Raw genomic sequence first — 11,585 nt, forward strand, 5'->3', positions numbered from 1 at the left:
GCGCGCGGGACATCGCTCTGTGCGGGCCCGCGCTAGCATGCCTCGTGCAACCATTCGCGTCCGTCGAGGTCTACACGACCGCGCCCGCATCGGTGCAGGTCGACGGGCCCGCGTTCCGGCGCCGGCTCGCCGACGTCACCCGCTGGACGGACGCGGCGGGCGCGACCGGGCTGCTGGTCTACTCCGACAACACGCTCATCGACCCGTGGCTCGTCGCGCAGTTCATCCTCGAGCGAGCCGAGCGGGCGGTCCCGCTGGTCGCGGTGCAGCCGGTCTACGCGTCGCCCTACGCCGCGGCCCGGGCGGCGGCCACGCTCACCTTCCTGCACGGGCGCCGGTTGCACATCAACCTGGTGACGGGCGGCTCCCGGCAGCATCTGGAGGCGCTGGGCGACGCCGGCGTCGGGCACGACGAGCGCTACGACCGGCTGACGGAGTACGCCACCGTCCTGCGGCAGCTGCTGGAGTCCCCGCGCCCGGTCACCTTCGACGGCCGGTACTACCGCCTCCAGGCGGCGTCGATCCCGCAGCGGCCGCCGGCGGCGCTGTCGCCCCGGCTGGTGCTGTCCGGCTCCAGCGAGCGCAGCGTCCGGTGCGCCGAGGAGCTCGGGATGCTCCGGTTCGCCTACCCGCGCCCGGTGAGCGACTACCCGGCCGGCGGCCCGCTGCTGCGCGGCAACGGGGTGCGGCTCGGCGTCATCGCGCGCGCCGATCGGGCCGCGGCGTGGAAGGCGGCGCACGAGCGGTTCCCGGGCGACCCGATGGGGGAGCGCCGGCACCGGATCGTGCGCCGGCTGACGGACTCGCACTGGCACGCGGAGCTCTCGTCGCGCGTGCGGGCCGACGGGGATGCCGAGGACGTCTACTGGCTGCATCCGTTCGGCACGTACCGCACGTTCTGCCCGTACCTCGTCGGCGACTACGACGAGGTCGGCGCCTACCTGGCCGGATACCTCGCGCGGGGCGTCGAGTCGTTCATCCTCGACATCCCGGCCGAGGAGGACGACCTGCACCACGCGCGGATCGCCTTCGAGCGGGCCGCCCGTCCCTGACGGGCACGCTGGCGCGTGCGTTCTACCGTGTGACCATGAGCGCGGAGCAGGTGCTGCACGTCTCCACGACGCCGACCGGTCACCGGCGCACCCTCGCGGTCACCGTGGGCCGGACGCTGACGTTCTGGGAGAAGTACACCGGCGACGGCTCCGGCTGGATGGGCCGCTTCACGTCGTTCCGGGCGGAGGCGCGGCTCGACGGCCCGCCCGGCGCGCTGATCGCCGCGATGGCCGACCTCGCCGGCCGGGGCAAGCTCGACCTGCCGCCGATGGGCGCCCGGGAGCGGGTCGCGGACCTGCTCGCCGCGGCGGGGCTGCTGGTGCGCCGCGACAGCACCGTGCCGTGGGTGCACCTGCCCGGGCACGCGACGCTCACCATCGCGCCCGACGGCCGCCGGCCGGCCATCACGTTCGCTTCCTCGGGCGCTTCGTCCGGCGCTTCGTCCGGCGGCTCGTCCAGCGGCGAGGACGGGCGGCGGCAGATCGTCACGGAGTACGGCAACATCGACCGCCTGACCGACCACCTGACGGCGGCCCGCCCGGAGTCCATCGTGGACATCGCGCCCGGGGACCGGATCGGCCGGTTCGTCGCCGCCTTCACCGCGGCCTCGCACGCGGAGGTGCTCGAGCTCTACCGGGGCCTCGGCCTCGAGTTCGAGGAGCACTACGAGCGGCGGTACCGGCTGCTGAACACGAACCGCGAGGGCACCGGCTGCCTGTTCTCGCTGACCCTGCTGGTGTCCTCGATCGACGACAAGATCACCTTCACCGAGTTCTACGACTACGGCGCCCTCCCCGGCGATCCCGGCCGCGAGTACGGCTACAGCGCCGTCACGCCCTTCGACTCCCTCGCGCCGCTGACCGCGCACATTTCGGCCCGGCTCGGCCTCGTCGCCGTCGGCGAGGGCCCGGACGGCCTGGCGGCGTGCTTCCGGGCGCTGCTGGAGCGCGGCGTGCTCGGCGACGGCCGGGTCATCGAGTCCAACCGCAACGCGGTGGCCGAGCTGCTGGTCGCCGCGGGCCTGCCGTGGCAGCCCGACGTCTGGGTCTGGTTCAACAGCGACTGACCCGGGCCGGTCCGACGCCGACTGGATCGGGATGATCCGGCCGGATCGGGATCCGGCTAGATCGGGATGTGGCCGCGGCGGATCTGCCAGTGGCGGCCGGCCCGCAGATGGTCGGCGATCGCCCGCTCGAGCACCGTGCGGCGCGGCAGCTGATCCAGCGGCGTGCTCAGGGTGCGGAAGACGAACCGCATGACCTCGACGTCGGCGTCCAGCCCCTCCGGCTCCTGGTAGGGCTCCAGCTCGAAGCGCCGCTGGAACCGCACGATGTTGGAGTCCTCGGGCAGGTATTCCAGCAGTTGCGGGTCGAGCAGCCAGGAGCCGCAGGCGAACGCCGGGTAGGACTCGTCCGGGAAGTGGCGCCGGAAGAACGCGCGGCCGGCGTCGAGCGATGCCGTCACCGCCTCCGGGGTCATCGGGCCGGACTCCGGGATGTGCAGGTCGATGACGGCCCCGCCGCGGTGGTGCTGCAGGCGGCCGAGCTCGTAAATGGCCCCGCGGGCGTGCAGCGTCAGCCAGCTCTGCATGACCGGCCAGCCCTCGCCCCGCATCCGCCGGTCGACGGCGAGGTTGCGGCCGAGGTCCGCCAGCGACGCCCAGGAGACGGACTCGGGGACGCCGTGGTCGCGGTGGTAGGCCAGCACGACGTCGACCAGGGCCAGGTAGGCGTACACGTAGAGGTGCCGCCAGGCCGGGCCCCGCTCGCGCGGCAGCTCCGGGCCGGGCGGCAGCCAGCCGTGCCCGCCGAGGTCGGCGCGGACGAGGGCGATCGAGCGGTCGAGCAGCCAGCGCAGCTCCGGCGTCCACAGTGGAGACTCCGCGTCCGGCCAGGCCGCCAGGATCTCGGCGGCGTCGTCCGCGGGCACGGCGAGCCGGTCGAGGATCGCGGGCGCGTCGGTCCGGGCGGGGAGCGGGGCCGACGGCCGATCGCCGGCGAGCCGGTGCACGCGGTCGACGTCCTCGACGGCGACGCCGAGCCGGGCGGCGGTGTCCTGCAGATCCACGCGGCCGACTCTACCGGGCGGCGGTCGCCTCGGCGGGCTCACGGTGCTCGATGCGGCGCAGGCCCCGGACCGCGGGAATGAGCAGCAGGGCCACGCAGCCCAGGACGCTCACGCCCACCGAGAAACCCAGCACCGCCTCGGCGGTCAGGGCCGCCGCCACCGGGCCCGCGAGGGCCTGGCCGACGGGAAGGCTGCCGTCGGAGCCGAACACCTCGTACGACGTGATCCGGTTCAGCATCGCGGGCGGGACGTGCGTCTGGACGCTGGTCTGCCACATCACCGACCAGAACGACCACGCGGCGCCGTTCACCGCCGCGGCCGCCAGCAGCAGCGCGACCGGGGCGTGCAGGGCGATCGCGAGCGGGAGCAGGCCGTAGCCGAACATGGCGGCTGCTCCCGCCGCGAGCGGCCGGCCGGGGTGCAGGCGCAGCGCGACCAGGCCGCCGACGATGGCGCCGGCCGCGAGGCCCGACTCGGTCCAGCCGTACGCGGGGGCGCCGAGGCGGCCGCTGATGAGCACGGAGCCGAGCGGGATGAGGGGGCCGAAGAGCAGCACGCCGTACACCACCCAGACCAGGATCACGCTCCAGATCCACGTGCGCGTGCGGAACGCGTGCCAGCCGGCGACGAGGTCGCGCAGCGGGGAGGTTGACCCGTCGGGCGGCGGCACGGCACCGAGGCGCAGGCCCGCCAGGCACGCCGCGCTCACCGCGAACGTGGCGGCGTCGGTGGCGTAGAGCGGCCCGGCGCCGAGGAATCCGAAGACCACGCCGGCGGTGGCCGGGCCGAGCAGCTGGGCGATCGACTGGGAGACCTTGATGGTCGCGTTGGCCCGGTGCAGGTCGGTCGCGACCAGCGGGACGATGCCGTTGACGCCGGGCTGGAAGGCGGCCGACGAGACGCCGTGCACGGCGGAGCACACGAGCAGCAGCCACAGCGCGGGAGTACCGACGAAGAACGCCGCCGCCACCGTGCCCTGGGCGGCGAACCGCACGATATCGGCGCCGAGCATGAGCGGGCGGGCGCCGATCCGGTCCGCGAACACGCCCCCGAAGAGAATGCTGGCCACGAACGGGACGGAGAACGCGGCGAGCACCAGGCCGACGCCCGTGGCGCCGTAGAGGTGCCCGACGGCCAGGGCCGAGGCCACGATGAGCATCGCGTCGCCGAACACCGACACGGTCCGGGCGAGGAAGTAGCGCGTGAAGTTCGAGGTCCAGAGGGCGGCCCGGGGCGGCACGATCATGACCGTACCAGCGGGCGCAGGGCCTCGAAGGCCTCGCGGGCGCGGCGCGTGACGGCGGGGATCGCGCGGCGGTTCGAGGCGGCGCCGAGGTCCTCGACGGTCCGGACGAACACCGCCAGCAGCGCGTCGGCGAGGGCGGTCGCGGCCGCGGGCGCGTAGCCGGCCCGGTGCAGCCGCCCGGCGAGCGTGCCCGCCACGCGGTGGGTGAGGTCGAGCAGGCCGCGGCGCAGGGTGTCGCTACCGGCGACGAGCCGGACCATGCCGCCGGGGGACTCGAGGGCGCGGTGCGCGGCCCGGCCGAGCAGGAAGGCCTCCAGCCAACGGCGGGACGCGCCGATCGGGTCCTCGCCGTCGCCGACGACGGCCAGCAGGCTCGCCTCGAACGCCTCGGCCTGGTCGAAGACGAGCGACTCCTTCGTCGGGAAGTAGTTGTAGAGCGTCTGTTCGGAGACCCCGGCGGCCCGCGCGACCTGCGTCATCGCCACGGCGTCGTAGCCGTGCTCGCCGAACAGCGCGGCGGCCGCGTCGGCCATGGCGGCCCGGGCCCGCGCCTTCTTTTCCTCACGGAGCATTTTTGGGTTACCCTAAATTTTGTGGAACTCAAGCATTCGTACGAGGCGATCGTAGTCGGCGCCGGTCCGGTCGGGCTGTTTCTCGCCGCCGAGCTGCGCCGATACGGCGTCGACGTCGTCGTCCTGGAGCGGCTCGCCGAGCCCTCGCAGCAGATCAAGGCCGGCTCGGTCGGCCCGTCGTCGGCCGAGGTCTTCGACCAGCGGGGCCTGCTGGAGCGCTTCCCGTCTCCGGACCCGGCCGTCCTCGCGGCCGTGGGCTCCGGCCGGCCCCTCGGGCACTTCGCCGGCCTGTGGCTGCTGCGGGGCGCCCCCGAGCTGCGCACCATGCCCGTCTTCGCGCAGCAGCCCCAGGTCGAGGCGGTGCTGGAGTCGTACGCCCGCGAGCTCGGCGTCCCGGTGCTGCGCGGCTACGAGGTCACCGGGCTGGCCGGCGAGCGCGTCGAGGTGACCCACGCCGGCTCGGCCACGACCGTCACGGGGCGGTTCGTGGTCGGCTGCGACGGCGGCCGCAGCACCGTGCGGCGGCTGGCCGGATTCGGGTTCGAGGGCACGCCCGCCACCATCACCGGCCGGCAGGCGCTCGTCGACATCGCCGAGCCCAACCCGCTCGCCAAGGGCTGGAACCGCACCGGTACCGGCATGATCGTCGACGGCCCCGGCCCGCAGCGTGTGCTGACCGTCGAGTTCGACGGGCCGCCCGCCGACCGCGACCGCCCGCTCGACCGGGCCGAGATCGAGGCGAGCCTCCGCCGCGTGTCGGGCACCGACGTGGTGGTCGAGTCGCTGGTCACCGGCACCCGCTGGACCGACAACACGCGGCTGGCGACGACGTACCGCCGGGGCGGCGTCCTGCTGGCCGGCGACGCCGCGCACGTGCACCCGCCCTTCGGCGGCCAGGGCCTCAACCTCGGCTTCCAGGACGCGGCCAACCTCGGCTGGAAGCTCGCCGCGACCATCGCCGGCTGGGCGCCCGAGGGCCTGCTCGACACCTACGGCGACGAGCGCGCCCCGGTCGCCGCGGCCGCGCTGGCCAACACCCGCGCCCAGATCGCCCTCATGCGGCCGGACCCCCAGACCTCGGCTCTGCGGGAGCTCTTCGCCGACCTGCTCGCCTACGACGAGCCGAACGCGCACCTCTCCCGGCTCATGACCGGCGTCGACCGGCCGTACCCGATCGCGAGCGACCACCCCGCGGCCGGTCGCGTCGTGGCCGACCGGCCCGTGGGGTCGTCGCGCCTCTACGAGCTGCTGCGCGCGCCGGGCGGGCTGCTGCTGGACGCCACGCCCGACGGCGCCGGGGCCCGGGCCGCGTCGGCCTGGGCCGGTCGCGTGAGCGCCGTGCCCGGCCCCGAGAACCTGCTCATCCGCCCCGACGGCGTGGTGGCCTGGGGCGGGGCGACGCTCGACGGCCTCGACAAGGCGCTCGAAACCTGGTTCGGCCGCCCCTGAGGCGGGCATAAGCCGGGGCATGAGCGGTCCGGAGCGAAGCGGAGGGGCCGCTCATCATGGGCACAGTTTCCTCATGCCGGCGCCGGAGCTTGCGGAGGTGACGGCATGAGCGGTCCGGAGGAGCCGGAGGAGCCGCGGCGCGATCCGCTGCGCGCGCTGCGCAAGACGGTCGCGCAGACGGTCTGCGTGTTCACCATCCCGTTCGTGTTCGCGATCGGGCGGGCCGCGCTCGGGTTCACCAAGCTCAAGGTCGACCGCAGCCCCGCCGCCTGGACGGTGTGGGGGATCGGGATCGCGCTGATGCTCGCGGCCTCGGCCCTGGCGGTGCAGACGCTGCGCGGCAAGGCGCCCGCGGCCCTGGGGCAGCGCGCCGCGTGGGTGGCCGGCGGCGTCTGGCTGGCCGGGCTCGCGTTCACGATCGTCTACTCGCAGATGGTCCCGCCGCCCACCCGCTGACTCGCCGGCAGGCGGAGGGAGGGCAGCGGAACTGGCGGGCTGGCCCTATCTTCTGTGTCGTGCGGCAGCGCGCCCGCGATACGGAGGAGTCATGACCCAGCCCCCGACCACCCCGGGACCCGACGAGCCGGCGGGCCTGCCGTCCCTGCGGCCGTCCGCGCCGGGCGGGCCCGAGGACGACCCGGCGCCGCCGCTGTTCGCCCCGCCGCCGGAGCCTCCGGTGCCGCCCGCGGCCCCGGTCGAGCCGGCCGGCTACGACCCCTCGCAGTCCTACGTCGTCTACCAGGCCGCGCCCAGCTTCGGCTACGGCGTGCCCACCGTGGGCGGCCAGGCGGGCTACGACCCGATGATCAGCCCGGACTACGGCGGCTGGTGGCAGCGCAGCCTCACGATCTTCAAGGGCGCCTGGAAGCAGCTCGCGATCCTGCAGGCCATCGGCTTCGTGCTCACCCTCGCCGTGGTCATCCCCGAGGCCGTCTGGTCGGTCAAGGCGAGCGCCGACCTGCTCGACGCCGCGGACTCGGGCGACGGCCAGCCCTCGCTGACCCCGCTGCTGGCGCCGTTCGCGCTGCTCTTTCTCGGCGCGGTGGTGGCCGGGATGGTCGGCTCGCTGATCACGGTGGCGGCCAACCAGCTCGCGGTCACGGTCGCGGCCGGGCAGCCGCCGCGGCTCGGGCCGGCCTTCGCGGTGGCCGCGCGCCGGTTCCTGCCGCTGTGGGGCTGGCAGATCCTCTCCGCGCTGATGATCGGCGTCGGGCTGTGCCTGTGCGTGCTGCCGGGCATCTACCTGTACGCGATCTTCCTCATCCTCCCGGCCGTGGTCACGTTCGAGCGCGGCGGCTCGGCGATCTCGCGCTGCTTCCAGCTCGTGCACCGCGACTTCGGCAGCGCGGTCGCCCGGATCGCGAGCATCATCGGCCTGTCGGTGCTGGTCGGGATCGTGTCGTACTTCGTCGGCCGGATCATCGAGCTGGCCATGGGCGCGGCGGTCACGCCGGACTCGCGGACCGGCACCGGCGTGGTGCTGACCTCGTCGCTGATGGCCGCGCTCGTGGTGAGCCGGCTCGTCACCACGCTGCTCGAGAGCGGCGTGAAGATGCTCACCGACGTGCTCACCGTGACCGCGTACGCCGACATGCGCGCCCGCAACGAGCCGCTCTCGACCGCGGCGCTCGCGGCCGAGGTGGGCGTGCAGCCGGCGTCATCGTCCATGGGTGAGACGGAGTGGACGGTTCCGCCGGGGGCCGTGCGCTGAGCCGGGAGCGCTTTTCCGGTACCGCACCATAGGCCCGATTTGCCGGACGATACTGCTGGCATGGGAGTCAGCCGCAGGGGCCTGCTCGCCGCCGGTCTCGCGGCGCTGGCCCTGCCCGGGTGCGGCGACGGCGAGGCCACGACGGAGACCCCGGACCGCAAGGTCGAGGTCTTCTCGTGGTGGGCCGGCCCGGGGGAGAAGGAGGGGCTGGAGGCCCTCGTCGCCGACTTCGCGAAGCACAACGCGGGCATCGCGTTCGACAACGCGGCGGTGGCGGGCGGCGCCGGCATGATCGCCCGCTCGGTGCTGACCACCCGGCTGCAGAACGACGACCCGCCCGACTCCTACCAGATCCACGCCGGGCGGGAGCTCGCCGACGACATCAAACGCGGCTACGTCGAGGACCTGCGCGACCTCTACACCGAGCAGGAGTGGCTGGACAAGCTCCCCGCCGGGCTGGTCCAGGCCATCACGGTCGACGGGGCGATCTACTGCGTGCCGGTCAACATCCACCGGTCCAACCTGCTCTGGTACGACCCGAAGATCCTGGCCGGCCTGGACCTCACGCCGCCGTCGACCTGGGAGGACTTCCTGACCCAGGCCGACGCGATCGCGCGGCGCGGGCTCACGCCCCTGTCGATCGGGCCCACCTGGACGCAGAAGCACCTGCTGGAGAACGTGCTGCTGGGCCAGCTCGGCGCGCAGACGTACGCGGAGCTGTGGACCGGCGGCACCGACTGGGAGGGCGCCGCGGTGCTGGCCGCGCTGCGGCTGTTCACCGAGGTGCTCGCGCGCACCGACGCGGCCGCGCCGGCCGGGGACTGGCAGCCCGCGCTGGACAGGGTGGTCGACGGCGGCGCGGCGTACAACTGCATGGGCGACTGGGCGGACGCCTATCTGCGCACCCGGGGCCTGGTGTTCACCGAGGGTTACGGGGTCGTGGCGAGCCCGGGCACGGACCGCGTCTACAACTTCCTGTCCGACTCCTTCACCCTGCCGAAGGGCGCGCCCCACCCCGGCGCGGCCCGCAAGTGGCTCGTCGAGTGCGGGTCGGTGAGCGGGCAGGACGCGTTCAATCCGCAGAAGGGTTCGGTGCCGGCGCGGACGGACACCGACCGGTCGAAGTACACGGGCTACCTGGCGGCCGCGGTCGCCGAATGGGCCGACGCGGGCACCCGGGTGGTCGGCTCGCTCACCCACGGGGTGGTCGCGGACACCGCCTGGAGCACCGCGATCGATACGGCGCTGGCCGCGTTCGTGCAGGACAAGGACGCGGTGAAGTTCGCCCGGGCCGTCGTCGCCGGGCGGGCATGAACCGGGACCGAGCCGGATGTGTGGAACCTGTCAAGATTCGTCCGGCCAAGGTGCGCGACTTGGCGGCCCCATTAGACTCGGCGGGCATGAGCACAGAAGAGAACGAGGCCGCGTCCCTGCTGAGCACGGTCCAGGCCCCGGGTGATCTTCGTAGTCTGACCGCCGAGCAGCTCGACGTGCTCGCCGCGGAGATCCGCGACTTCCTCATCGCGAAGGTCTCGCGCACCGGCGGACATCTGGGCCCGAACCTCGGTGTGGTCGAGCTGACCCTGGCCCTGCATCGCGTCTTCGACTCGCCCAAGGACCGCATCCTCTTCGACACGGGCCACCAGGCGTACGTGCACAAGATCGTCACCGGCCGGCAGGACGGCTTCGACCTGCTGCGCAGCCGCGGCGGGCTCACGGGCTACCCGAGCCAGGCCGAGAGCGAGCACGACATCATCGAGAACTCGCACGCCTCGACCGCACTGTCGTATGCCGACGGGCTCTCCAAGGCGTTCGCGCTGCGGGGCGAGCCGCGGCACACCGTCGCCGTGGTCGGCGACGGCGCGCTCACCGGCGGCATGTGCTGGGAGGCCCTGAACAACATCGCGGCCGCCAAGAACCCGGTGGTCATCGTCGTCAACGACAACGGCCGCTCCTACTCCCCGACCATCGGCGGGCTCGCCGACCACCTCTCCCACCTGCGGCTCAACCCCGGCTACGAGAAGGTGCTCGACCTCGTCAAGGACTCCCTCGGCCGCACCCCGCTCGTCGGGCCGCCGCTCTACGAGGTGCTGCACGCGGTCAAGAAGGGCATCAAGGACGCCGTCGCACCGCAGGCCATGTTCGAGGACCTGGGGATCAAGTACGTCGGGCCGGTCGACGGCCACGACCGTGAGGCCGTCGAGTCGGCGCTGCGCAAGGCCAAGAACTTCGGCGGCCCGGTCATCGTGCACGCCGTGACCCGCAAGGGCTTCGGCTACCGCCCGGCGATGGAGGACGAGGCCGACTGCCTGCACGGCCCGGGCGCATTCGACATCAAGACGGGCAAGCTGCTCGCCCCGGCCTCGCTCAAGTGGACCGGCGTCTTCGCCGACGAGCTCGTCGCGATCGCCGACGAGCGCGCGGACGTGGTCGGCATCACCGCCGCCATGGCCGAGCCGACCGGGATCGCGAAGCTCATGCGGAAGTACCCGGAGCGCGCCTACGACGTCGGCATCGCCGAGCAGCACGCGGCGACCTCCGCGGCCGGCCTGGCCATCGGCGGCCTGCACCCGGTCGTCGCCGTCTACGCGACCTTCCTCAACCGCGCCTTCGACCAGGTCCTGCTCGACGTGGCCATGCACCGCCTGCCGGTCACGTTCGTGCTCGACCGGGCCGGCGTCACCGGCCCCGACGGCCCGTCGCACTACGGCATCTGGGACATGTCGGTCTTCGGCGTGGTGCCGGGCCTGCGCCTGGCCGCGCCGCGCGACGCCCAGACGGTGCGCGAGGAACTGCGCGAGGCGGTCGGCATCGACGACGGCCCGACGATCCTGCGCTTCCCGACCGGCACGGTCCCGGCCGACCTGCCCGCCGTGCGCCGCGTGGGCGGCGTCGACGGCTTCGGCGGCGTGGACGTGCTCGCCGAGCACGAGCGCAAGGACGTGCTGCTGGTCAGCGTCGGCGCCTTCGCGCACATGGGGGTGGACGTGGCCGCGCGCCTGGCCGAGCAGGGCTACGGCGTGACCGTGGTCGACCCGCGCTGGGTGCGCCCGGTGCCGGTCGAGCTCGTCGCCCTCGCCCGCGAGCACCGGCTCGTCGTGACCCTCGAGGACGGCGTGCGGACCGGCGGCGTGGGCGACGCCATCGCGAAGTCCCTGCGCGACGCCGACGTGTGGGTGCCGCTGAAGGACCTCGGCGTCGAGCAGGGGTGGCACCCGCACGGGTCGCGCAACGAGATCCTGGCCGACCTGGGGCTGACCGCGCAGGACGTGGCGCGGCAGGTCACCGAGTGGGTGAGCCGCATGGAGGAGCCGGCGCCGCTGACGTCGGCGCCGCCGGCCCGGGCCCGGGCGCCGCGCCGCTAGGTTGTGTTCCCTGGTCGCGGGCCGCTGTGGTCCGCGACCAGGGCTCTTCTTTGCCCGGGCAACGGACTGTGCATCCGCTGTGCCGCCCGTTGGGGTATAAATCCGACATGTCGTGACGCGGA

At 73.9% G+C, this 11,585-nt stretch carries 10 protein-coding genes; 7 read left to right on the top strand and 3 right to left on the bottom strand.

Annotation, left to right across the window (positions count from 1 at the left end):
* Positions 1-44: 44 nt before the first annotated feature.
* Together ABT369_RS48650 and ABT369_RS48655 are read left to right on the top strand one after the other, a co-directional pair.
* A complete protein-coding gene (locus ABT369_RS48650; RefSeq protein WP_350623846.1) occupies positions 45-1,052 on the top strand; it encodes an LLM class flavin-dependent oxidoreductase in 1,008 nt (335 codons plus the stop codon).
* A gap of 35 nt (positions 1,053-1,087) precedes the next feature.
* Positions 1,088-2,119, top strand: a complete 1,032-nt coding sequence (locus ABT369_RS48655; RefSeq protein ID WP_350623847.1) for a hypothetical protein — start codon at positions 1,088-1,090, stop codon at positions 2,117-2,119.
* A 56-nt stretch (positions 2,120-2,175) separates the two neighbouring features.
* Here the strand turns inward: ABT369_RS48655 and ABT369_RS48660 are convergent, their stop codons facing one another.
* From ABT369_RS48660 to ABT369_RS48670, 3 genes are read right to left on the bottom strand one after another with little or no spacing between them, the layout of a single operon-like run.
* Positions 2,176-3,120, bottom strand: a complete 945-nt coding sequence (locus ABT369_RS48660) for an acyltransferase domain-containing protein (RefSeq protein WP_350623848.1) — start codon at positions 3,118-3,120, stop codon at positions 2,176-2,178.
* Positions 3,121-3,130: 10 nt separating this feature from the next.
* Positions 3,131-4,366, bottom strand: coding sequence for an MFS transporter (locus ABT369_RS48665; protein ID WP_502891923.1), 1,236 nt, complete (start codon positions 4,364-4,366; stop codon positions 3,131-3,133).
* A complete protein-coding gene (locus ABT369_RS48670) occupies positions 4,363-4,938 on the bottom strand; it encodes a TetR/AcrR family transcriptional regulator (RefSeq protein ID WP_350623851.1) in 576 nt (191 codons plus the stop codon). Before ABT369_RS48670 ends, ABT369_RS48665 begins: the two co-directional genes overlap by 4 nt.
* A gap of 21 nt (positions 4,939-4,959) precedes the next feature.
* On the opposite strand from ABT369_RS48670, the gene ABT369_RS48675 reads away from it, so the two are divergent.
* The 5 genes from ABT369_RS48675 (at position 4,960) to dxs (ending at position 11,463) form a co-directional block, all read left to right on the top strand.
* A complete protein-coding gene (locus ABT369_RS48675) occupies positions 4,960-6,387 on the top strand; it encodes an FAD-dependent monooxygenase (protein WP_350623852.1) in 1,428 nt (475 codons plus the stop codon).
* A 105-nt stretch (positions 6,388-6,492) separates the two neighbouring features.
* Positions 6,493-6,843, top strand: coding sequence for a hypothetical protein (locus ABT369_RS48680; RefSeq protein ID WP_350623853.1), 351 nt, complete (start codon positions 6,493-6,495; stop codon positions 6,841-6,843).
* Positions 6,844-6,934: 91 nt separating this feature from the next.
* Positions 6,935-8,098, top strand: a complete 1,164-nt coding sequence (locus tag ABT369_RS48685; protein WP_350623854.1) for a hypothetical protein — start codon at positions 6,935-6,937, stop codon at positions 8,096-8,098.
* 60 nt (positions 8,099-8,158) lie between these two features.
* Entirely contained in the window at positions 8,159-9,412 is a 1,254-nt protein-coding gene (locus ABT369_RS48690) for an ABC transporter substrate-binding protein (protein WP_350623855.1), read from the top strand.
* Between the two features lie 86 nt (positions 9,413-9,498).
* A complete protein-coding gene (gene dxs, locus ABT369_RS48695) occupies positions 9,499-11,463 on the top strand; it encodes a 1-deoxy-D-xylulose-5-phosphate synthase (RefSeq protein WP_350623857.1) in 1,965 nt (654 codons plus the stop codon).
* Positions 11,464-11,585: the final 122 nt, after the last annotated feature.

It is taken from the genome of Dactylosporangium sp. NPDC000244 (genome assembly GCF_040300725.1).
Classification (GTDB): domain Bacteria; phylum Actinomycetota; class Actinomycetes; order Mycobacteriales; family Micromonosporaceae; genus Dactylosporangium.

Coding starts and splice junctions, on each gene's coding strand:
- ABT369_RS48655 (WP_350623847.1), top strand. CDS start 1,088: ATGAGCGCGGAGCAGGTGCTGCACGTCTCCACGACGCCGACCGGTCAC.
- ABT369_RS48665 (WP_502891923.1), bottom strand. CDS start 4,366: ATGATCGTGCCGCCCCGGGCCGCCCTCTGGACCTCGAACTTCACGCGC.
- ABT369_RS48670 (WP_350623851.1), bottom strand. CDS start 4,938: ATGCTCCGTGAGGAAAAGAAGGCGCGGGCCCGGGCCGCCATGGCCGAC.
- ABT369_RS48680 (WP_350623853.1), top strand. CDS start 6,493: ATGAGCGGTCCGGAGGAGCCGGAGGAGCCGCGGCGCGATCCGCTGCGC.
- ABT369_RS48685 (WP_350623854.1), top strand. CDS start 6,935: ATGACCCAGCCCCCGACCACCCCGGGACCCGACGAGCCGGCGGGCCTG.
- ABT369_RS48690 (WP_350623855.1), top strand. CDS start 8,159: ATGGGAGTCAGCCGCAGGGGCCTGCTCGCCGCCGGTCTCGCGGCGCTG.
- dxs (WP_350623857.1), top strand. CDS start 9,499: ATGAGCACAGAAGAGAACGAGGCCGCGTCCCTGCTGAGCACGGTCCAG.